The sequence below is a fragment of the Pseudomonas sp. NY11955 genome, assembly GCF_048068035.1.
Taxonomy (GTDB): domain Bacteria; phylum Pseudomonadota; class Gammaproteobacteria; order Pseudomonadales; family Pseudomonadaceae; genus Aquipseudomonas.
Map to the genome: position 1 here is coordinate 627,998 of NZ_JBLUPS010000001.1, position 19,705 is coordinate 647,702.

The 19,705-nt window shown below is 62.7% G+C and carries 18 protein-coding genes, 1 other RNA gene and 1 pseudogene; 10 read left to right on the forward strand and 10 right to left on the reverse strand.

Features of this window, described 5'->3' with window-relative positions:
• The first annotated feature begins 79 nt into the window (after positions 1 to 79).
• The 4 genes from ACNFBR_RS02770 to ACNFBR_RS02785 all read left to right on the forward strand — a co-directional run bounded on the left by ACNFBR_RS02770 (position 80) and on the right by ACNFBR_RS02785 (position 1,470).
• A complete protein-coding gene (locus tag ACNFBR_RS02770; protein WP_029886233.1) occupies positions 80 to 262 on the forward strand; it encodes a TIGR02449 family protein in 183 nt (60 codons plus the stop codon).
• Positions 259 to 579, forward strand: coding sequence for a cell division protein ZapA (locus ACNFBR_RS02775; protein WP_003253687.1), 321 nt, complete (start codon positions 259 to 261; stop codon positions 577 to 579). The genes ACNFBR_RS02770 and ACNFBR_RS02775 overlap by 4 nt, the downstream gene beginning before the upstream one ends.
• Positions 580 to 596: 17 nt before the next feature.
• Positions 597 to 776: non-coding RNA, 6S RNA (ssrS, locus tag ACNFBR_RS02780), on the forward strand.
• A gap of 85 nt (positions 777 to 861) precedes the next feature.
• Positions 862 to 1,470 (forward strand): 5-formyltetrahydrofolate cyclo-ligase, encoded by a 609-nt coding sequence (locus tag ACNFBR_RS02785; RefSeq protein ID WP_416733573.1) that lies wholly within the window; start codon positions 862 to 864, stop codon positions 1,468 to 1,470.
• Between the two features lie 19 nt (positions 1,471 to 1,489).
• Here ACNFBR_RS02785 and ACNFBR_RS02790 read toward each other — a convergent pair whose 3' ends face one another.
• Positions 1,490 to 1,642 carry a hypothetical protein gene (locus ACNFBR_RS02790; RefSeq protein ID WP_003253683.1) on the reverse strand — a complete coding sequence of 51 codons (153 nt, stop codon included), beginning with the start codon at positions 1,640 to 1,642 and terminating at the stop codon, positions 1,490 to 1,492.
• Between the two features lie 179 nt (positions 1,643 to 1,821).
• On the opposite strand from ACNFBR_RS02790, the gene ACNFBR_RS02795 reads away from it, so the two are divergent.
• The 4 genes from ACNFBR_RS02795 to ACNFBR_RS02810 all read left to right on the forward strand — a co-directional run bounded on the left by ACNFBR_RS02795 (position 1,822) and on the right by ACNFBR_RS02810 (position 7,157).
• Positions 1,822 to 2,271, forward strand: coding sequence for an EVE domain-containing protein (locus ACNFBR_RS02795; RefSeq protein ID WP_416733574.1), 450 nt, complete (start codon positions 1,822 to 1,824; stop codon positions 2,269 to 2,271).
• A gap of 95 nt (positions 2,272 to 2,366) precedes the next feature.
• Complete coding sequence (locus tag ACNFBR_RS02800; protein WP_012274760.1) at positions 2,367 to 3,326, forward strand: HlyD family secretion protein; 960 nt, start codon at positions 2,367 to 2,369, stop codon at positions 3,324 to 3,326.
• Entirely contained in the window at positions 3,323 to 6,043 is a 2,721-nt protein-coding gene (gene rbbA, locus ACNFBR_RS02805; protein WP_416733575.1) for a ribosome-associated ATPase/putative transporter RbbA, read from the forward strand. Before ACNFBR_RS02800 ends, rbbA begins: the two co-directional genes overlap by 4 nt.
• 1 nt (position 6,044) lies before the next feature.
• Complete coding sequence (locus ACNFBR_RS02810; protein ID WP_416733576.1) at positions 6,045 to 7,157, forward strand: ABC transporter permease; 1,113 nt, start codon at positions 6,045 to 6,047, stop codon at positions 7,155 to 7,157.
• Between the two features lie 598 nt (positions 7,158 to 7,755).
• Here ACNFBR_RS02810 and ACNFBR_RS02815 read toward each other — a convergent pair.
• Positions 7,756 to 8,160, reverse strand: a complete 405-nt coding sequence (locus ACNFBR_RS02815; RefSeq protein ID WP_016712618.1) for a flagellar basal body-associated protein FliL — start codon at positions 8,158 to 8,160, stop codon at positions 7,756 to 7,758.
• Positions 8,161 to 8,317: 157 nt separating this feature from the next.
• On the opposite strand from ACNFBR_RS02815, the pseudogene ACNFBR_RS02820 reads away from it, so the two are divergent.
• Positions 8,318 to 9,296 (forward strand): annotated as a pseudogene (locus ACNFBR_RS02820) (NADPH:quinone oxidoreductase family protein).
• A gap of 114 nt (positions 9,297 to 9,410) precedes the next feature.
• Here ACNFBR_RS02820 and ACNFBR_RS02825 read toward each other — a convergent pair.
• The 7 genes from ACNFBR_RS02825 to trxA form a co-directional block, all read right to left on the reverse strand.
• Positions 9,411 to 10,061, reverse strand: a complete 651-nt coding sequence (locus tag ACNFBR_RS02825; protein WP_416733577.1) for a gamma-glutamylcyclotransferase — start codon at positions 10,059 to 10,061, stop codon at positions 9,411 to 9,413.
• A gap of 246 nt (positions 10,062 to 10,307) precedes the next feature.
• Positions 10,308 to 11,276, reverse strand: coding sequence for a CDP-6-deoxy-delta-3,4-glucoseen reductase (locus ACNFBR_RS02830; protein ID WP_416733578.1), 969 nt, complete (start codon positions 11,274 to 11,276; stop codon positions 10,308 to 10,310).
• Positions 11,276 to 12,742: a 4-hydroxy-3-polyprenylbenzoate decarboxylase gene (ubiD, locus tag ACNFBR_RS02835; RefSeq protein WP_016489755.1), complete on the reverse strand. Its 1,467-nt coding sequence runs from the start codon at positions 12,740 to 12,742 to the stop codon at positions 11,276 to 11,278. Before ubiD ends, ACNFBR_RS02830 begins: the two co-directional genes overlap by 1 nt.
• Before the next feature lie 215 nt (positions 12,743 to 12,957).
• Positions 12,958 to 13,272: an addiction module antidote protein gene (locus ACNFBR_RS02840; RefSeq protein ID WP_416733579.1), complete on the reverse strand. Its 315-nt coding sequence runs from the start codon at positions 13,270 to 13,272 to the stop codon at positions 12,958 to 12,960.
• Positions 13,269 to 13,589 (reverse strand): type II toxin-antitoxin system RelE/ParE family toxin, encoded by a 321-nt coding sequence (locus ACNFBR_RS02845; RefSeq protein WP_416733580.1) that lies wholly within the window; start codon positions 13,587 to 13,589, stop codon positions 13,269 to 13,271. The genes ACNFBR_RS02840 and ACNFBR_RS02845 overlap by 4 nt, the downstream gene beginning before the upstream one ends.
• Positions 13,590 to 13,776: 187 nt before the next feature.
• Positions 13,777 to 15,036 (reverse strand): transcription termination factor Rho, encoded by a 1,260-nt coding sequence (gene rho, locus ACNFBR_RS02850; RefSeq protein ID WP_003253661.1) that lies wholly within the window; start codon positions 15,034 to 15,036, stop codon positions 13,777 to 13,779.
• Between the two features lie 227 nt (positions 15,037 to 15,263).
• Positions 15,264 to 15,590 (reverse strand): thioredoxin TrxA, encoded by a 327-nt coding sequence (trxA, locus tag ACNFBR_RS02855; protein ID WP_012274768.1) that lies wholly within the window; start codon positions 15,588 to 15,590, stop codon positions 15,264 to 15,266.
• A 256-nt stretch (positions 15,591 to 15,846) separates the two neighbouring features.
• On the opposite strand from trxA, the gene ppx reads away from it, so the two are divergent.
• Entirely contained in the window at positions 15,847 to 17,349 is a 1,503-nt protein-coding gene (gene ppx, locus ACNFBR_RS02860; RefSeq protein WP_416733581.1) for an exopolyphosphatase, read from the forward strand.
• Here the strand turns inward: ppx and ppk1 are convergent.
• On the reverse strand, positions 17,336 to 19,573 hold the full coding sequence (gene ppk1, locus ACNFBR_RS02865) for a polyphosphate kinase 1 (RefSeq protein ID WP_416733582.1): 2,238 nt from the start codon (positions 19,571 to 19,573) through the stop codon (positions 17,336 to 17,338). The two genes, ppx and ppk1, sit on opposite strands and share 14 nt — an antisense overlap.
• Between the last annotated feature and the right edge of the window lie 132 nt (positions 19,574 to 19,705).

Here is a 19,705-nt window from a genome sequence, read left to right on the forward strand (position 1 = left end):
GAGAGGCATCATCGCCAGGTGACTCAACGACGGAGCGAATCGAGTGCAACCCACGCAAGAGAACGACCTGCAGGCACTGATGAGCCGATTCGAGTTGCTGATCGAACGCGTCGAGCAACTAAAACGGCAAAATGCACTCCTAGTAGCTCAGGAAAAATCCTGGCGCGAAGAGCGCGCCCACCTCATCGAAAAGAACGAGATCGCCAAGCGCAAAGTCGAGTCGATGATTTTACGCCTCAAGGCTCTGGAGCAAGACTCATGAGTTCAAGCAATAGCGTCACCGTGCAGATCCTCGACAAGGAGTATTCGATCATCTGCCCGCCGGAAGAGCGCAACAACCTGGTCAGCGCCGCGCGCTACCTGGACGGCAAGATGCGCGAGATCCGCAGCAGCGGCAAGGTGATCGGTGCCGACCGCATCGCGGTCATGGCGGCGTTGAACATTACCCACGAAATGCTGCACCGCCAGGAAGACCGCAACGATGCGCCGGTCAGCGGCACCAACCGCGAACAGGTGCGCGACCTGCTGGATCGGGTAGACAAGGCTTTGTCCGATGACACGGATACCAAAATCGGTTGAGATTGGTATACTGGCGCCACTCCCTGGTGGATGCGCCAGTCGGTTATGTCCCTGAGCCGATACGCACAACCACGGGGGTTGCACGCTGGGGCCGGTGTGCATGTCCGCCCGACGGAAAGCCTTAACGCCCCCTGCAATCTCCACCTTGAACTTTCGGGTTCAAGGGCTACACCGATAGCGGTCTAACCGGGGAGCCTGAATTTTCTTGCCCGCCCTTCGGCGGGCAATTCGTTTTGGCCGACCGTGTAGAGGTTGGCCAGCACACCTGGGATCGCCCGTGCCATGACAGACACCGCGCCGCTCACCCGCCCCCAGCTCCGCCGCCTGCTTCGCAATGCCCGCCGCGCCCTTACCCCTGCCCAGCAACGCCAGGCCACCCTCGGTCTGTACCGCCAGCTGGCGCAACACCCATTGTTCCGCCGCGCCCGGCACATTGCCCTGTACCTGCCCAACGACGGCGAAATCGACCCCTGCCTGCTGCTGCGCGAAGCCCAGCGTCGCGGCAAGCGCACCTACTTGCCGGTGCTGCACGCCTGGCCGCGCACGCGCATGGTGTTCCAGCGTTTCGAACAGGGTGAAAAACTCAAGCCCAACCGTTTCCGCATTCCCGAGCCGGTCACTGACCGCAAGCGCCAACGACCGATCTGGGCGCTGGACCTGATCCTGCTGCCGCTGGTCGGTTTTGACGAAGTGGGCGGGCGCCTGGGCATGGGCGGTGGCTTCTATGATCGCAGCCTGGCCTACCAGGCGCGTCGGCAGACCTGGAAAAAGCCATTGCTGCTGGGGTTGGCACATGAATGCCAAAAGGTCGAGCGGCTGGCACAGGCCAGTTGGGATGTACCGCTGCAGGGCACGGTCTCGGACCGTGGCTGGTACCTGGCGCCGCGTTGAGCGGCGCCAGCGGGGGGCATCAACGTTGCGGCTGGCTGGCGTCGACCGGCATCTGATAGGCGTTGTCCAGCTTGCGCTCCCAGAACCCTTGCGCATAACCGGTAGTGACCACACCCAGGCCAAAAATGAACACCAGGATCCACAGCAGATCCGGCTTTTTACGTTGATTCATCGAAGATTGCCCCCCAGGCAAACTGTTCAGTGCTCGGCGATTTTCTGGGTACCGCCGGCGCATAGCGCTTTAAACGGGGCGCATTTTCCGACAACCTGCGCCCACACGCAAACCTTGACGCCAACCGGCTGTCGGTTTCGTGCAACAGGTTATTTCAAACCTTTTCAGGAGCAACATCCATGGCCTACTGGCTGATGAAATCCGAGCCCGACGAGCTCTCCATCGAAGCGCTCGGCCGCCTTGGCGAAGCGCGCTGGGACGGCGTGCGCAACTATCAGGCACGTAATTTCCTGCGGGCCATGAGCGCGGGGGATGAGTTTTTCTTCTATCACTCCAGCTGCCCGCAGCCGGGCATCGCCGGCATTGCCAGAATCACCCGTACAGCCTACCCCGACCCGACCGCGCTGGACCCGCAAAGCCACTATTACGATGCCAAGGCCACGGCCGAGAAGAACCCATGGAGCGCCGTAGATGTGGCCCATGTGCAAACCCTGCCACGGGTGCTGGAGCTGGGTTGGCTGAAACAGCAGGCCGGCCTGGCCGAGTTGCCACTGGTGCAGAAAGGCAGTCGCCTGTCGGTAATGCCGGTAACGCCCGAACAATGGGCGGTGATTGTCGCGTTGCGCTGAATGTGCAGCTAAGGTCAAGGGTTTGACCGATATCAACACGCCACACGCGGCCACAGGCCATGATGTGCTGTGCATGACCGCAAGGATGCAGAACGATGAATCGATACGCCCCCAGAATCTTCGCCACCGCGCTAATCGCCCTGCTCGCCGCAGCTGGCGGGCTGGGGTATTGGAAGTCGCTCCACGACCAGTTGCCCGAGGGCCTGAGCATGGGCAACGGCCGCCTGGAAGCCACCGAAGTGCAGATCGCCAGCAAGATCCCCGGCCGCCTGGCCGAAGTGCTGGTCGATGAAGGCGACAAAGTCACCCGCGGCCAGCTGTTGGCCCGCATCGACACCCGCACCATGGAAGCCCAGCGCAGCCAGGCCGAAGCCGAAGTGCTGCGCGCCCGGGAAAACTACGCCGCCGCCCAGGCCAGCGTGCAACTGCGCCAGAGCGAGCTGCTGCTGGCCAGCCAGGAGCTCAAGCGCGTGCGCGAAATCTTCCAGCGCAAGTACGCCAGCCAGCAACTGCTCGACCAGCAGCAGGCGCGCTTCGACACGGCCAACGCAGCAGTAGTCGCCGCCCGCGCCCAGCTGGCAGCGATCAAGGCCGCCATCGGCGCCGCCGAAGCCCAGGTGGCTCAGCTCACCAGCGAAATCGACGACAGCAGCCTGCGTGCGCCCATCGACGGCATCATCCAGCTGCGCCTGGCCGAACCTGGTGAAGTGCTGGGTGCCGGCGGCCGTGTGCTGATGCTGATCGACCCCAGCGACCAGTACATGAACTTGTACCTGCCGGCCTCCACCAGCGGCCAGCTGACCGTGGGCGACCAGGCGCGCATCGTGCTCGACGCCCTGCCCGAGCGCGCCCTGCCGGCCAAAGTGGCCTTTGTTGCAGCCAAGGCCCAGTTCACCCCCAAACAGGTGGAAACCCGCGACGAGCGGCAAAAGCTGGTGTTCCGGGTCAAACTGCGCCTGACCGACCCAGGTGTCGTGCCCCAGGCCAAACCAGGCATGCCAGGCGCCGGCTATGTGCGCACGGCTGAGGTGGACTGGCCGGCCAACCTGCAATGAACGCCCCGGCACTGCTGGCCGAAGGCATCAGCCACCGCTACGGCGACCTGACGGCTCTGCACACCCTGGGTTTCAGCCTGCCTGCGGGTACCCGCTGCGCGCTGATCGGCCCTGATGGTGCCGGCAAATCGACCCTGCTGGGGCTGATCGCCGGGGTGAAACGCCTGCAACAGGGTGAGCTGCAGGTGCTCGGCGGCTCGATCCGCCAACGGCGCCATCGCGCAGCGCTGTACCCGAAAGTGGCATTCATGCCGCAGGGGCTGGGCAACAACCTGTACCCGGAGCTGTCGATCAGCGAAAACATCCGCTTTTTCGCCACCCTGTTCGGCCTGGGCCGCCGCGAGTGCGAGCAGCGCATGGCCAACCTGCTGCAGGCTACCGACCTGCAGCGCTTTGCCGAGCGCCCAGCCGGCAAGCTGTCGGGCGGCATGAAGCAGAAGCTGGGCCTGTGCTGCGCCTTGATCCACGAGCCGGACCTGCTGATCCTCGACGAACCGACCACCGGCGTCGACCCGCTGTCGCGGCGGCGTTTCTGGGAGCTGGTCGAGCAGGTTCGCGCACAGCGCCCGCAACTGACGTTGCTGGTGGCCACCGCCTACATGGAGGAAGCCGAACAGTTCGAGCACTGCCTGATGCTCGATGGCGGCCGCCTGCTGGCCGCAGGCCTCAGCGACGAATTGGCCGCAGTCACCCCCAGCGGCAAGCTGGACGATGCCTTCACCCACTACCAGGGCGCGGGCAAGGCGCAACAGCAACCCCTGACCATCCCCCCACGCCCGGCCACGGACGGCCCTGTCGCTATCGAAGCGCATGACCTGACTCTGCGCTTTGGCGACTTCACAGCGGTGAACAAGGTCAGTTTCGCCATTGGCCGAGGGGAGATCTTCGGCTTTCTCGGCTCCAACGGCTGCGGCAAGACCACCACCATGAAAGTGCTCACCGGCCTGATGCCGGCCAGCGAGGGCAGCGCCAGCCTGCTGGGGCGCCCGGTGGATGCCAGTGATCTGGCCACGCGCAAGCGGGTCGGCTTCATGTCGCAGAGTTTCTCGCTGTATGGCGAGCTCAGCACCCGGCAGAACCTGGCCCTGCATGCCCGCTTGTTCGATTTGCCCAAGGCCGAGAGCGCCCAGCGCATCGATGAGCTGATCGAGCGCTTCGACCTCGCCGCCATCGCCGACCAGCCATCTGGCGCCCTGCCCCTTGGCCTGCGTCAGCGCCTGTCGTTGGCCGTGGCGGTGCTGCATCGCCCGGAGGTGCTGATTCTCGATGAACCGACTTCCGGCGTCGACCCGGCCGCCCGCGACGACTTCTGGCGCCTGCTGGTGGAGCTGTCGCGCGAGCAGGGCGTGACCATTTTCCTCTCCACCCACTTCATGAACGAAGCCCAGCGCTGCGACCGTATCTCGCTGATGCACGCAGGCCGGGTGCTGGCCTGCGACACACCCGATGCCCTGCAACGCCAGTACCACGGTGCCACGCTGGAGGACGCATTCGTCCGCTGCCTGGAACAAGCCCAGGAGCTCGCGCCGCAAACTACCGATAACACCGTGTTGGAACAGGCGACTTCGGCTACCCCACCGCTGCGCCAGGGTTTCAGCCTGCGCCGTCTGCTGGCAGTGGCCAGCCGCGAGGGCAAGGAGCTGCTGCGCGACAAGGTACGCCTGGCCTTTGCCTTGCTGGGTGCACTGTTCATGATGGTGATCTTCGGCTACGGCATTTCCCTGGACGTGGAAAACCTTGCCTTTGCCGTGCACGACCAGGACCAGAGCCCGCAAAGCCGCGCCTACCTCGAAGCCTTCCGCGGCTCGCGCTACTTCGCCGAACAGGCGCCGATCCGCGACAGCCGCGAGCTGCACCAGCGGCTGCAACGCTCGGAAATAAAACTGGCGCTGGAGATTCCGCCCGGCTTTGGCCGCGACCTGTACGCCGGGCGCCAACCGGTGGTGGCCGCCTGGCTCGACGGCGGCATGCCGTTTCGCGCGGAAACCAGCCGCAACTACGTGGAAGCCGTGCACCAGGCCAACCTTGAGCAACTGGCCAAGGTCAGCCCACAGCCGCAGCCGCGCCAGGACCTGGTGCGCCTGGAGACGCGCTTTCGCTACAACCAGGACGTGGTCAGCGTGAACGCCATCGGCCCAGGCGTGATGGCCCTGATCCTGGCCTTCATCCCGGCCATGCTCACTGCGCTGGGCATCGTTCGCGAGAAGGAGCTCGGCTCCATCACCAACTTCTACGCCACACCCCTCACCCGCCTGGAGTTCCTGCTGGGCAAGCAAATGCCTTACCTGGCGGTGAGCCTGGTCAACCTGGCGCTGCTGGTGGCGATGAACCGCTGGCTGTTCGCCGTACCGCTAAAGGGCAGCGTACTGGCCCTGGCCTGTGGCGGCGTGGCCTACCTGCTGGCGACGACCAGCCTGGGCCTGCTGATTTCAGCATTCACCCGCACGCAGATCGCCGCCATTCTCGGCACCATGATCATTACCAGCCTGCCGACCATCCAGTTTTCCGGGCTGATCGTGCCACGCTCGTCGCTGGACGGCGCGGCGGCGGTGATGGGCCAGCTGTTCCCGGCGGGTTACTTCCTCGACATCGCGGTCGGCACCTTCACCAAGGCGCTGGGCCTGCGCGAGTTGTGGCCGCAGTGCCTGATCCTGTTGGGCTTCTTCGCCGCATTCACCGGCCTGAGCCTGGCCATGCTGAAGAAGCAGGAGGCCTGACATGTCGCGCCTGAACCACACCCTACGGCTGGGCCTGAAGGAACTGACCAGCCTGCGCCATGACAGCGTACTGCTGCTGTTCCTGTTGTATGCCTTCAGCGTAGCGATCTACATGCCAGCAGCCGGCTCGGTGATCGGCGTACACAATGCCAGCGTCGCGGTGGTGGACGAAGACCACAGCCTGCTCTCGCGCAAGCTCGGCGAAGCACTGCAACCGCCCGAGTTTCAGCCCGCCGTGCCGCTGGCCGCGGAACGCCTGGACCAGGCCATGGACAGCGGCCAGTACACCTTCGTGATCAACGTGCCGGTGAACTTCCAGAGTGACCTGCTGGCCGGGCGTTCGCCTGAGCTGCAGATCAACGTCGACGCCACGGCCATGAGCCAGGCGTTCATGGGCGCTGGCTACATCGGCCGCATCTTCGAGCGTGAGCTGCTCGACTATAGCCAGCGCGGCAACGTGCACAGCCCGGTGCTGATCAACCCCAAGGCGCTGTTCAACCCCAACCTGGAGGGTGGCTGGTTCCTGGCGGTGATCCAGATCGTCAACAACATCACCATCCTGGCGATCGTCCTCACCGGTACCGCGCTGCTGCGCGAGCGCGAGCACGGCACCCTCGACCACCTCCTGGTGCTGCCACTGACCGCACTGGAGATCATGCTGGCCAAGATCGGCAGCAACGCCCTGGTGGTGGTGATCTGCACCTGGATTTCGTTGGTGGTGGTGGTGAAAGGCGCGCTGGGCGTGCCGCTGTCCGGCTCGATGGGGTTGTTCCTGGCGGTGACCGCGCTGTACCTGTTCGCCAGCACTGCGCTGGGTATCTTCCTTGCCACCCTGGCACGCTCGACGCCGCAGTTCGGCCTGCTGGCGATCCCGGTGATCATCCCAATGCTGTTGCTGTCCGGCGGCAGCACGCCGCTGGACAGCATGCCGCAGTGGCTGCAATGGGTGATGCAGGGGTCGCCGTCGACACACTTCGTCAGCCTGGGGGCCGCGATCCTGTTCCGCGATGCCGGGTGGACGGTGGTGTGGCCGGATATATTGGCGCTAGGACTGATCGGCCTGGTGTTTTTCAGCGTGGCCCTGGCGCGGTTCCGCCGCAGCCTGGCGTCCTGATGCCATGCGAGATCATGCGGTTGGCAAATTGAAAAATGCCACAAAGACAAAGGGCGCCTTTCGGCGCCCTACTCACAGACAGGTCGGCTTGTCATCGCCATGTACCTGCCCGGCTCTGTAATTGTTGGTTGAACCAGGATCCGCAGAGTCTTACAAGCCCCTTACGGGAGCAGGATGATTATTGCGCATCAAGCGCACGATTGAGAATAGACAGCCCTGTTGCTGGATATGTGCAGCAGAGTGCCCGCCATGATTCTTTTAGCGCCTTCACGATCGAGCGCCGCCCGCGCGGCGCATCGCAAGCTGCGCTCGCTCCTACATCTGTTTCGGGCCAGTATCGCTTGCGCTTGCGCGCGCGACCGCCTTGATCGTACGACGCGATATCAAGCCGTGCGCCAAGGCGTTCGCGTGTAAATTCCACAGAATTAATTGGTCCGAAACAAACGTAGGAGCGAGCGCAGCTCGCGATGCGCCGCGCGGGCGGCGCTCGATGTACGCCTCCCAGAAAACTCAAGACAGGCAGCTGACAGTCTGCACGCAATCACCTAATGCCAATAGCCGGAAAATGGCCGGCAATAGACCTCACACTGTTTCAGTGTCACTGCACGATCAGGTTGTTGAACAGCAGGTCTTCAACGATCGGCTTGCCCTCTTCCGCTTCCAGCACCTGCTGTACTTGTTTCAGCGCTTCTTGGCGGAGGTGCTCCTTGGCCTCGACGTTGCTCATGCTGTCCACTGTCTGCTGGGTGAACAGTGCCACCAGCTGATTGCGGATCAATGGCTCGTGGTGCTGCACCGCCTTGGCCGCTTCATCACCAGTCACACGCAGGGCCACGTCGGCCTTGTACACGCGCAGCCGTGGGCCGCCGTCGAGGGCATAGTTGCCGACAAAGGGCGGGCTCAGGCTGATGTAGGCGACCTTGGGCGCCCCTTCCTTGGCTTCTTCGGCCATGGCCGCAGCCGGCAGCAGCAGCGCCAGCACCATCAAGATCCACGCTTTCACGAATTCGCTCCTCAATACAATTGGCGCCAGCTTACCCAGCACACCGCTCAAACCCAAGCCCAGGCTTATGCCGGCCCATCAGGGCAGGCCATGCTCGTTGACCCGGCAAACGGCCCTCCTACACTTATCGGCCACTACCCGCAAAGGAATAGCCCCAATGAAAGCTGTGTTGTGCAAAACCCTGGGCCCGGCGCGCAACCTGGTGCTGGACGAGGTGGCCAGCCCGCTGCCGAAGAAAAACGAGATCCTGCTGGACGTTCAGGCTGCCGGGGTCAACTTCCCCGACACCCTGATCATCGAAGGCAAGTACCAGTTCCAACCACCGCTGCCGTTCTCCCCTGGCGGTGAGGCGGCGGGCGTGGTGGCCGCAGTCGGGGAAAAAGCAGGCGCATTCAGGGTCGGCGACCGGGTCATGGCTCTCACCGGCTGGGGTGCGTTTCGCCGAGCAGGTGGCGGTGCCGTTCTACAACGTGCTGCCGATCCCGGCGAGCATGGACTTCACCACCGCTGCGGCGTTCGGTATGACCTACGGCACCTCGATGCACGCCCTGCGCCAGCGCGGCCAGTTGCAAGCAGGCGAGACCCTGCTGGTGCTGGGCGCTTCCGGCGGGGTCGGGCTGGCAGCGGTGGAAATTGGCAAGGCCATGGGCGCACGGGTGATCGCGGCCGCCAGCAGTGCCGAGAAACTGGCCGTGGCCAAAGCTGCCGGGGCGGATGAGTTGATCGACTACAGCCAGGCCAGCCTGCGCGAAGAAATCAAGCGCCTGACCGGCGGCCAAGGCGTGGACGTGATCTACGACCCGGTCGGTGGCGAGCTGTTCGAGCAGGCGGTACGCGGGTTGGCCTGGAATGGCCGGCTGCTGGTGGTGGGGTTTGCCAGCGGCAGCATTCCACAGCTGGCGGCCAACCTGGTGCTGCTCAAGGGTGCGGCGGTGCTGGGGGTGTTCTGGGGCGCGTTTGCCCAGCGCCAGCCGGAGGAAAATGCAGCCAACTTCAAGCAGCTGTTTGCCTGGCATGCCGAAGGCAAGTTGAAGCCATTGGTGTCGCAGACTTATCCACTGGCCGAGGCTGGGGCTGCCATCGAGAAGCTGGGGCAGCGGCAGGCTGTGGGTAAGTTGGTGGTGTTGGCCAAGTAAGACAGTTCTGGCCCTTTCGCGGGCAAGCCCGCTCCTACAGGGATAGTACCGGCCTTGAAAAATGTGCAATACCTGTAGGAGTGGGCTTGCCCGCGAAGAGGCCGGTAAGGTTACTCACACTTCGCGCAGGTTATGGCAGCGCCTGAACCGCGCCTCCAGATTGCGATCAGGCATCTGGTGACTGCGCAGGGCATTCAAGGTCTGCTCGACATAATCGCGCGTAGTGCCATAACGCCCCTTGGCACTGGCCAGGATCTGGCTGAGCAAGGTATCCGGCAGATTCCCCGCATAACACGGTAAATGTCGCTCCAGTACAAAGCCCAGGGCCTGCACCTTGCTGCCATCGCCCAATCGGCAGCTAAGCCAGTGCGGCCGGTAGGCCGGGTACGGCATCTCCCGCTGCCACAGGGCCATCAGCGAGTCATCCAAGCTGCTTTCATCCAACCGGTAGGCAAAACCACTGCAGGACCCACCGCGGTCCAGGCCAAACACCAGGCCCGGGGTTTCCGGGGTGCCACGGTGTTCGTGCGACCACAAGTACAGGCCACGGTGATAACCATGTACCCGCGCACGTTGGCGCTCCACTGAACTGCACTCCGGGCGCCAGATCAACGAACCATAGGCAAACAGCCACACCGGCCCGCCCTGATGCCGAGACATCGTAGTCTTCATGGAGTTGAACAATTGTTCGCGTGTATGTTGCTGACCGAAGTCGAGTGCCGGAGGATATGAAACTTCCCAGGACATACTTTCAAGTGCCGACATAAGCTGCCGCCATTATCCCTGTGAACTACGGATGTAGCGAAATTCGATTACGCTGCAGCGCCAGGCCGCTGTACCAAGGGCGCTTGCGTTAACCATAGGCCAGAATTGCAGGAATACTCAAGCCCTCGCGCCAGTGTTTCATGCGCGGTTCCGACGACTGGGAAGTACTGTTTCGGCCACTGTGAAAGTTAATGGCCAAGGCGGTAACAATTACCGCCTTATACCCACACTTGCAAACTTCGGTTATTAACCGCGGGGGGCGTAGGCAAACACATCGGCACGCATGCGGTGCGCATCCATACCGGCTTCGACCAGGGCGTCGAGGGTGGCATAGATCATGTTTGGCGAGCCGCTGGCATACACGTGCACGGTATTGAGGTCGGCAATATCCTCGCAAACCGCCTCATGCAGCATGCCACAGCGGCCTTCCCAACCGCACAGGTCGCTGACCACCTGATGCAGGAACAGGTTAGGCAGGCGCTGCCATTCGTCCCAGTGCTCGATCTGGTAGAAGTCCTCGGGCCGGCGCACGCCCCAATACAGGTGTACCGGGTGCTTGAAGCCCTGGGCCCGGCAGTGCTCGACCAGGCTGTGCATCTGGCCCATGCCGGTGCCGGCGGCAATCAGCACCAGCGGGCCGTCGGGCAGCTCGGCCAGGTGGGTGTCGCCAAACGGCATTTCGATGCGCGCCAGCCCGTCACGCTTGAGCTGCTCGATCAGTTGCAGCGCACTGGGCTCACGCGCCAGCACATGCAGCTCCAGCTCACGCCCGGCATGCGGCGCGGAAGCCAATGAGAAGGCCGCCTGCTTGCCGCCCTCACGCTCGATCATCAGGTACTGCCCGGCGTGGTAGCGCAGTGGCTTGCCGGCAGGCGCACGCAGGCGCACCCGCCAGACGTCGCCACCGACGTCGACGCACTCACTGACGCTGCACGCCAGCTTGCGCACTGGCAGCTCGCCCAGGGCGAGCACACCGTCCCACAGCAACACACAGTCCTCCAACGGTTCGGCAATGCAGGTGAACAACTCGCCATGGTCGCGGACTTCGCCGTCCTGGCGTACCCGGCCTTCGACCAACAACGCGGCGCAAACATGGCAATTGCCATTGCGGCAGCTGTTCGGGCAGTCATAGCCCAGTCGCCGCGCTCCATCCAGGATCCGTTCCCCGGGTTCGAGCGCCAACACCGCCCCGGACGGCTGCAACGTTACCTGCATCAATCTATTCCCAACTGATCCCACAGCTCATCGATACGGCGGGTGACGGCCTCGTCCTTGACGATAACCCGTCCCCATTCGCGTGTAGTCTCGCCCGGCCACTTGTGCGTGGCGTCCAGGCCCATCTTCGACCCAAGCCCCGATACCGGCGACGCGAAGTCCAGGTAGTCGATCGGCGTGTTGTCGATCATCACCGTATCACGCTTGGGGTCCATGCGCGTGGTAATGGCCCAGATCACATCGTTCCAGTCGCGGGCGTTGATATCGTCATCGGTGACAATAACGAACTTGGTGTACATGAACTGTCGCAGGAACGACCACACACCCAGCATCACGCGCTTGGCGTGGCCCGGATACTGCTTTTTCATGGTGACCACCGCCATGCGGTACGAGCAGCCTTCCGGCGGCAAGTAGAAGTCGGTGATTTCCGGGAACTGCTTCTGCAGGATCGGCACGAACACTTCGTTCAGCGCCACGCCGAGAATGGCCGGCTCATCCGGCGGCCGGCCGGTGTAGGTGCTGTGGTAGATCGGTTTCTGCCGGTGAGTGATGCGCTCGACGGTGAACACCGGGAAGCTGTCCACTTCGTTGTAGTAGCCGGTGTGGTCGCCATACGGGCCTTCCGGGGCCATTTCGCCTGGGTGAATCACGCCTTCCAGAATGATTTCGGCGGTGGCCGGCACCTGCAGGTTGCTGCCACGGCACTTGACCAGCTCGGTGCGGTTACCCCGCAGCAGGCCGGCGAAGGCATATTCGGAGAGGGTGTCCGGTACCGGGGTCACGGCACCGAGGATGGTCGCCGGGTCAGCGCCCAGGGCCACGGCAACCGGGAACGGCTGGCCGGGGTTTTTCTCGCACCACTCACGGTAATCGAGGGCACCGCCACGGTGGCTCAGCCAGCGCATGATGACCTTGTTGCGGCCGATCACCTGCTGGCGGTAGATACCCAGGTTCTGGCGGTCCTTGTTCGGCCCACGGGTAACAGTAAGGCCCCAGGTGATCAGCGGCGCCACGTCGCCTGGCCAGCAGTGCTGGATCGGCAGTGCGCCGAGGTCGACATCGTCACCCTCGACCACCACTTCCTGGCACACCGCGTCCTTGACCACTTTCGGCGCCATCGACACGACTTTCTTGAAGATCGGCAGCTTCGACCAGGCGTCCTTCAGGCCCTTGGGCGGCTCTGGCTCCTTGAGGAAGGCCAGCAGCTTGCCGATTTCCCGCAGTTCATCGACCGACTCGGCGCCCATGCCCATGGCCACGCGCTCTGGCGTACCGAACAGGTTGCCCAATACCGGGATGTCGAAACCGGTGGGCTTTTCGAACAGCAACGCCGGGCCTTTGGCACGCAGGGTGCGGTCGCAGACCTCGGTCATTTCCAGGACGGGGGAGATCGGAACCTGGATGCGCTTGAGCTCGCCGCGCTGTTCCAGGCCACGGATGAAGTCGCGCAAGTCGCGATACTGCATGCAGGAGCCTCGTGTTGGCCGTATCGGTCGGGGGTGCAGAGTGTAGCGCCGTTCGGGCCTTGTTTGGGGGCAAAAATGCATTGGGGCCGCTTCGCATCCCTTCGCGGGCTCGCCCGCTCCCACCAGGGTCGCATTGAACCTGTGGGAGCGGGCGAGCCCGCGAAGGGGCGCGAAGCGGCCCCAATTACTGCCTGATCGGGAAGCTTACTTGCGCTTCATCGATTATGCGAAACCACCTTCGACAGCCCGATACCAAGAGCTTGCAGCACCTTCAGGACGGTCGACAGTTTTGGATCACCATCCGCTGCCAATGCTCGATAGAGATTGGGACGTGCAAGCCCGGTAGCCTGAGAAAGGTTACCCATACCGCCGCGCGCTTCAGCCACGCGCCGAACCGCCGTCAGAAAGCCGGCAGCGCCACCAGGCTCATCGATCTCCTCAAGTGCCACGGCGAGATAGTCGATGGCGAAGAACTCATCGTTACGGAGCATTTCAAGGACACTTTCGTCATGGGAGCACGTACCGGTCATAGCTTCACTTTACTCCTGCGCCAAAGTGATCTGGCTTGGTCAATATCGGCCTGCTGCCGGTCTTTCGAACCACCCCCGAGCAGGAAAATTATCCTCCGCCCAAAGGTGGCGTAATAGATGCGGTAGCCTGGCCCGAAGTCCAGTTTCATCTCGAATACGCCATCCCCAACTGGCTCGGTTACGCCAAAATAGCCCTGCGCTGCCCGGTCGACCCTTGTTGTGATTCGCGCTTTCACCCTTGTATCGAGAATGGTGTCCAGCCATGTCTGGTAGAGATCCACGCCATTGGTGGATAGAACGTGATGAACTGCATACATCCATACTGTACCTTAAAAGAGACAATCCTGTGTCTATTTTTTAACCAGCCGGTTATCCGAGATTTTGGTGGGAGGCGCATGCCCTCGGACAGCAGGGTGGCCTGCGTTCAGGGTGTTGGCGAACAGTCTTTTGTGACAAGCAGCAAAAAGCCGGGTTTCCCCGGCTTTCTGTACGATCGAACGAAGCTTACTTGCGCTTCATCGACAGGAAGAACTCGTCGTTGGTCTTGGTCTGCTTGAGCTTGTCGACCAGGAACTCGATGGCGGCGATTTCGTCCATCGGGTGCAGCAGCTTGCGCAGGATCCACATGCGCTGAAGTTCGTCGTCGGCGGTCAGCAACTCTTCGCGGCGGGTACCGGAGCGGTTGATGTTGATGGCCGGGAACACACGCTTCTCGGCGATGCGGCGATCCAGCGGCAGCTCCATGTTGCCGGTGCCCTTGAACTCTTCGTAGATCACTTCGTCCATCTTCGAGCCGGTTTCGACCAACGCGGTGGCGATAATGGTCAGCGAACCGCCTTCCTCGATGTTACGCGCAGCGCCGAAGAAGCGCTTCGGCTTCTCCAGGGCGTGGGCGTCGACACCACCGGTCAGCACCTTGCCGGAGCTCGGGATCACGGTGTTGTAGGCACGCGCCAGACGGGTGATGGAGTCCAGCAGGATGACCACGTCCTTCTTGTGCTCGACCAGGCGCTTGGCCTTCTCGATCACCATTTCGGCAACCTGCACGTGGCGGGTTGGCGGCTCGTCGAAGGTGGACGCAACCACTTCGCCGCGCACGGTGCGCTGCATTTCGGTCACTTCTTCCGGGCGCTCGTCGATCAGCAGGACGATCAGGTGGCACTCGGGGTTGTTACGGGTGATGTTGGCCGCGATGTTCTGCAGCATGATCGTCTTACCGGCTTTCGGCGGAGCGACGATCAGGCCGCGCTGGCCTTTGCCGATCGGGGCGCACAGGTCGATGACACGACCGGTCAAGTCCTCGGTGGAGCCGTTACCGGCCTCCATCTTCAGGCGCTTGTTCGGGAACAGCGGCGTCAGGTTTTCGAACAGGATCTTGTTCTTCGCGTTTTCCGGGCGGTCGAAGTTGATGGTGTCGACCTTCAGCAGGGCGAAGTAACGCTCCCCTTCCTTCGGTGGGCGGATCTTGCCGACGATGGTGTCGCCGGTACGCAGGTTGAAACGGCGGATCTGGCTGGGCGAGACGTAGATATCGTCTGGGCCGGCCAGGTAGGACGCATCAGCCGAACGCAGGAAACCGAAACCATCCTGGAGAATCTCCAGCACGCCGTCACCCGAGATCTCTTCGCCGCTTTTCGCATGCTTCTTCAGCAGGGCGAAAATCACGTCCTGTTTGCGCGAACGGGCCATGTTTTCGATGCCCATCTGTTCGGCCATTTCCAAAAGATCGGTAATCGGCTTTTGCTTGAGTTCAGTCAGGTTCATAAGGGGAGTGACGTAATCATGTAAGAAGGGAGAATTAAGCTTCTGGCTTAATGAGGCCGCGCCGCTAGATGGCGACAGGATCGCGTACTGATTCGAATTAGGGATGCTTCGGCGACGGCGTGTAGAGGGCACTGGAAAAGCAGTGCGAGGCCGAATGTAACACTTGCTTTTTTCTGCGTCTAGTGCTCTGAAAAAGAAAAGCCCCGCATTTGCGGGGCCTTTTCACATCACAGGTGGGCGTCGAGGAACGCGGCCAGCTGCGATTTGGACAGTGCGCCAACCTTGGTGGCTTCGACGTTGCCGTTCTTGAACAGCATCAGCGTCGGGATACCACGCACGCCGTGCTTGGCCGGGGTTTCCTGGTTCTCGTCGATGTTCAGCTTGGCGACGGTCAGTTTGCCCTCGTAGGTGGCAGCGATGTCGTCCAGAACCGGAGCGATCATCTTGCATGGGCCGCACCATTCAGCCCAGTAGTCGACCAGCACCGGGCCTTGAGCCTGCAGTACGTCGGCTTCGAAGCTGGCGTCGGTGACGTGTTTGATTTTGTCGCTCATGGAAATCTCCAAGGTCGTAAGCAATAAAAAACGTTGCCCATCATAGCCGCCCCCGCCGCCTACAGGAAGCCGCGGACGATTGAGTGTAACTATAGTTGTGCAAGAAGCCGCGAATCGAAACTGTCATATCGCCGTCATAGAATCGAATGGCACATTGCCTTGCATCAAGGCCAGCACACCGGCTGAGTGTCACGCGTTGGCGACAGCCTGCTATCGTGGCACGATTGCCAGGTTAACGACCGAGAACAACCAGATCATGCCGCATACCATCGCGAAGAACCTGTCCCTGATCGCCGCCATCGACCTTGGCTCCAACAGTTTCCACATGGTCGTGGCCAAGGCCCACCATACCGAAATCCGCATCCTCGAGCGGCTCGGCGAGAAGGTTCAGCTAGCCGCCGGCATCGACGAAGAACGCAAGCTCAGTGAAGAGTCCATGGAAAGAGGCCTGGAATGCCTCAAGCGCTTTTCCCAACTGATCAACGGCATGCCGCCTGGCTCCGTACGCATCGTCGGTACCAACGCCTTGCGCGAAGCGCGCAACCGTAACGAATTCATCCAGCGCGCCGAGGCCATCCTCGGCCACCCGGTGGAGGTCATCTCCGGCCGCGAAGAAGCACGCCTGATCTACCTGGGCGTATCGCACACCCTGGCCGACACGCCCGGTAAACGCCTGGTCGCCGACATCGGTGGCGGCAGTACCGAGTTCATCATTGGCCAGCGCTTCGAGCCGCTGCTGCGCGAAAGCCTGCAGATGGGCTGCGTAAGCTTCACCCAACGCTACTTCCGCGACGGCAAGATCACCCCGGCCCGCTACGCCCAGGCCTACACCGCCGCGCGCCTGGAGCTGATGAGCATCGAAAATGCCCTGCACCGCCTGACCTGGGACGAGGCCATTGGCTCGTCCGGGACCATTCGCGCCATCGGCGCCGCCATCAAGGCCGGCGGCCTGGGCAATGGCGAGGTCAACGCCGAAGGCCTGGCCTGGGTCAAACGCAAGCTGTTCAAGCTGGGCGAGGTCGACAAGATCGACTTCGACGGCGTCAAGCCGGACCGTCGCACCATCTTCCCCGCAGGCCTGGCCATTCTCGAAGCGATCTTCGATGCCCTGGAGCTGCAGCGCATGGACCACTGCGACGGTGCCCTGCGCGAAGGCGTGCTGTTCGACCTGCTCGGCCGCCACCACCACGAGGATGTGCGCGAGCGCACCCTGAACTCGCTGATGGAGCGCTATCACGTGGATCAGGGCCAGGCGGCGCGTGTCGAGCGCAAGGCCCTGCACGCGTTCGATCAGGTTGCCGAAAGCTGGCAGCTACAAGGTGGAAACTGGCGCGATCTGCTTGGCTGGGCGGCGAAAGTGCACGAAATCGGCTTGGATATCGCCCATTACCATTACCACAAGCACGGTGCCTACCTGATCGAGCACTCCGACCTTTCGGGCTTCTCCCGCGAGGACCAGCAGATGATGGCCTTGCTGGTGCGCGGCCACCGCCGCAACATCCCCAAGGACAAGTTCGCCGAGCTGGGCGAGGAAGGCGTGAAACTGCTGCGCCTGTGCGTGCTGCTGCGCTTCGCCATCCTGTTCCACCACATCCGCGGTAACCAGCAGATGCCAAAGGTAGAACTGAAGGGCGGGGACAACAGCCTGGATGTAGCCTTCCCTGAAGGTTGGCTGGAGCAGAACCAGCTGACCCAGGCCGACTTCGCCAACGAGGCGGAGTGGCTGGCCCGGGTCGGCTTCGTCCTCAGCGTACGTTGAGGACCGGGTTGCTCAGGCGCTCCAGTAGGGTCGCCTGGGCGCTGCGCGGGTTCTGGTTGCCGGTCGGGGTGCTGCGCACGTAGCGCCCGTCAGGCTGCAAGGTCCAGGCGTGGGTGTTGTCGGTCAGGTAGCCTTCCAGCTCCTTCTTCACCCGCAGCAACAGCTTCTTGCCTTCCACCGGGAAGCAGGTCTCGACACGCTTGTCGAGGTTGCGCTCCATCCAGTCGGCGCTGGACAGGTAGATCTGCTCTTCACCGCCATTGAGGAAGTAGAACACCCGCGTGTGCTCGAGGAAGCGGCCGATGATCGAGCGCACCTGGATGTTGTGCGAAACCCCCGGAATGCCTGGGCGCAGGCAGCACATGCCGCGCACCACCAGGTCGATTTTCACGCCCGACTGGCTGGCCTTGTACAGCGCCTTGATGACCTTGGCGTCGGTCAGCGAGTTGAACTTGGCGATGATGTGCGCCGGCTTGCCTTCGAGAGCGAACTGGGTTTCCCGCGCGATCATGTCGAGCATGCCCTTCTTCAGGGTGAACGGCGCGTGCAGCAGCTTTTTCATGCGCAGGGTCTTGCCCATGCCGATCAGCTGGCTGAACAGCTTGCCGACGTCCTCGGTGAGCGCATCGTCAGAGGTCAGCAGGCTGTAGTCGGTGTACAGGCGGGCGTTGCCGGCGTGGTAGTTGCCGGTACCCAGGTGCGCATAACGCACGATCTCGCCCTGCTCGCGGCGCAGGATCAGCATCATCTTGGCGTGGGTCTTGAAGCCGACCACGCCGTAGATCACCACCGCACCGGCCGCTTGCAGGCGGCTGGCCATCTGCAGGTTGGACTCTTCATCGAAGCGCGCCCGCAACTCGATCACCGCAGTGACCTCCTTGCCGTTACGCGCCGCATCCACCAGGGCGTCGACGATTTCCGAGTTGGCCCCGGAGCGGTACAGAGTCTGGCGCACGGCTAGCACGTGCGGGTCCTTGGCGGCCTGGCGCAGCAGGTCGATCACCGGGGTGAAGGACTCGAAGGGGTGCATCAGCAGGATGTCCTGCTTGCCGATGACGCTGAAGATGTTGTCGGCGTTCTGCAGCAGCTTGGGGATCGCCGGGGTGAACGGCGTGTATTGCAGCTCGGGGTGGCTGTCCAGGCCGGTGATGCTGAACAGGCGGGTGAGGTTGACCGGGCCGTTGACCTGGTACAGCTCGCTTTCGCTGAGGCTGAACTGCTTGAGCAGGTAGTCCGACAGGTGTTTCGGGCAGGTGTCGGCCACCTCCAGGCGCACGGCATCGCCGTAACGGCGCGAGAACAGCTCGCCGCGCAGGGCGCGGGCCAGGTCGTCGACTTCTTCGGAGTCCAGCGCCAGGTCGGCGTTTCGGGTCAGGCGGAACTGGTAGCAGCCCTTCACCTTCATGCCCTGGAACAGGTCGTCGGCGTGCGCGTGGATCATCGACGACAGGAACACGTAGTTGGCGCCCGGGCCGCCCACCTCTTCAGGCACACGGATAACCCGCGGCAACAGGCGTGGGGCCGGGATGATCGCCAGGCCCGAGTCGCGGCCGAAGGCGTCGACACCTTCGAGCTCGACGATGAAGTTGAGGCTCTTGTTCACCAGCAGCGGGAACGGGTGGGTCGGGTCGAGCCCGATCGGGGTGATGATCGGGGCGATTTCGTCGCGGAAATAGCGGCGAACCCAGGTCTTGAGCTTGGGCGTCCAGTAACGGCGGCGGATGAAGCGGATCTGGTGCTTTTCCAGCTCCGGCAACAGCACGTCGTTGAGGATCGCGTACTGGCGCTCCACCTCGATGTGCACCAGTTCGCTGATGCGCGCCAGCGCCTGGTGCGGCTGCAGGCCATCGGCACCGGCCTGTTCACGAGCAAAATTGATCTGCTTCTTCAACCCGGCGACGCGGATTTCGAAGAACTCGTCGAGGTTGCTGGAGAAGATCAGCAGGAACTTGAGGCGTTCAAGCAACGGGTAGTTCTCGTCCAGTGCCTGTTCCAGCACACGGATGTTGAACTGCAACTGCGAGAGTTCGCGATGAATGTACAGGCTGCTGTCGTCCAGGCCAGGGACGGTGATTGCCGGAGCAGGCGCGGGGGCCGGCGCCACAGGCTCGGCCACCTGTTCCACGACGGGTTCGGGCGGCAGGTCTGGCGGGGTCTGCACCATCTCTTCTGGGAGCTCCTGGGCATCCTTGATTGCGACAGGGGTGAGCACTTCATTATTCATCTGGCGTTCCTGAGGACGTTAACGCCCTATCATCAATTGAGCGGCAAGATAAGCGCCCATTATGACGCCTGTGTTACACGCCAGGGCAAGCCATGGCGCGTGGCCTCTGGCATTGTCTGCGTAGGCATTGTT

Excerpts from the sequence above, each read along its gene's own strand:
- ppk1 (WP_416733582.1), bottom strand. The coding sequence starts at position 19,573 with ATGAATAATGAAGTGCTCACCCCTGTCGCAATCAAGGATGCCCAGGAG.
- ACNFBR_RS02795 (WP_416733574.1), top strand. The coding sequence starts at position 1,822 with ATGGCCTACTGGCTGATGAAATCCGAGCCCGACGAGCTCTCCATCGAA.
- ACNFBR_RS02825 (WP_416733577.1), bottom strand. The coding sequence starts at position 10,061 with ATGTCGGCACTTGAAAGTATGTCCTGGGAAGTTTCATATCCTCCGGCA.
- ACNFBR_RS02840 (WP_416733579.1), bottom strand. The coding sequence starts at position 13,272 with ATGACCGGTACGTGCTCCCATGACGAAAGTGTCCTTGAAATGCTCCGT.
- ACNFBR_RS02800 (WP_012274760.1), top strand. The coding sequence starts at position 2,367 with ATGAATCGATACGCCCCCAGAATCTTCGCCACCGCGCTAATCGCCCTG.
- ACNFBR_RS02845 (WP_416733580.1), bottom strand. The coding sequence starts at position 13,589 with ATGTATGCAGTTCATCACGTTCTATCCACCAATGGCGTGGATCTCTAC.
- ACNFBR_RS02810 (WP_416733576.1), top strand. The coding sequence starts at position 6,045 with ATGTCGCGCCTGAACCACACCCTACGGCTGGGCCTGAAGGAACTGACC.
- ACNFBR_RS02785 (WP_416733573.1), top strand. The coding sequence starts at position 862 with ATGACAGACACCGCGCCGCTCACCCGCCCCCAGCTCCGCCGCCTGCTT.
- trxA (WP_012274768.1), bottom strand. The coding sequence starts at position 15,590 with ATGAGCGACAAAATCAAACACGTCACCGACGCCAGCTTCGAAGCCGAC.
- rbbA (WP_416733575.1), top strand. The coding sequence starts at position 3,323 with ATGAACGCCCCGGCACTGCTGGCCGAAGGCATCAGCCACCGCTACGGC.
- ACNFBR_RS02775 (WP_003253687.1), top strand. The coding sequence starts at position 259 with ATGAGTTCAAGCAATAGCGTCACCGTGCAGATCCTCGACAAGGAGTAT.
- rho (WP_003253661.1), bottom strand. The coding sequence starts at position 15,036 with ATGAACCTGACTGAACTCAAGCAAAAGCCGATTACCGATCTTTTGGAA.
- ubiD (WP_016489755.1), bottom strand. The coding sequence starts at position 12,742 with ATGCAGTATCGCGACTTGCGCGACTTCATCCGTGGCCTGGAACAGCGC.
- ppx (WP_416733581.1), top strand. The coding sequence starts at position 15,847 with ATGCCGCATACCATCGCGAAGAACCTGTCCCTGATCGCCGCCATCGAC.
- ACNFBR_RS02830 (WP_416733578.1), bottom strand. The coding sequence starts at position 11,276 with ATGCAGGTAACGTTGCAGCCGTCCGGGGCGGTGTTGGCGCTCGAACCC.
- ACNFBR_RS02770 (WP_029886233.1), top strand. The coding sequence starts at position 80 with ATGAGCCGATTCGAGTTGCTGATCGAACGCGTCGAGCAACTAAAACGG.
- ACNFBR_RS02790 (WP_003253683.1), bottom strand. The coding sequence starts at position 1,642 with ATGAATCAACGTAAAAAGCCGGATCTGCTGTGGATCCTGGTGTTCATT.